At 64.0% G+C, this 400-nt stretch carries 1 protein-coding gene; it reads right to left on the bottom strand.

What is annotated here, in order from left to right; all coding sequences use genetic code 11:
* On the bottom strand, window positions 1-254 hold a 254-nt coding region (locus CAY82_RS27735), incomplete at its 3' end, for a hypothetical protein (protein ID WP_218190869.1).
* Window positions 255-400: the final 146 nt, after the last annotated feature.

Here is a 400-nt window from a genome sequence, read left to right as displayed (position 1 = left end):
AACGCCTTCTGGCTCTCGGTGGTCGGCGCGCCGATAACATTGAACGGGCCCTCGGTCAGGTAGGAGATCGAGCCGAGGTAGATACATCCCTTGGCCTTGTCCACCGCGGCCGGGCACGATTCCTTGGTTACGCCGACGTCGAACTTGACGCCTTCGCTGCCCTCCTGCGTCTCCGGGGCGTCGTTGCTGCACCCTGCGACGGCCAGTACGGCGGCCACCAGGCCCACCGCGACCGTCCTGCGACTTCTGTACATCGCTCTTCCTCCTCAGGCTGCCGGCACCGACAAGGTGGGTCAGTGCGAGAACGGCCATGACTTCCAGTAGGTGCGAATGCGGACCCAGATCCCGAACAGCCCCCGCGGTTCGAAGATCAGGAACCCGATGATCAACAGGCCGTACA

The organism is Pseudomonas sp. SID14000 (assembly GCF_002165135.1).
In the GTDB taxonomy this organism is placed as follows: domain Bacteria; phylum Pseudomonadota; class Gammaproteobacteria; order Pseudomonadales; family Pseudomonadaceae; genus Aquipseudomonas.
This window is presented reverse-complemented; position numbering and strand designations above follow the sequence as displayed.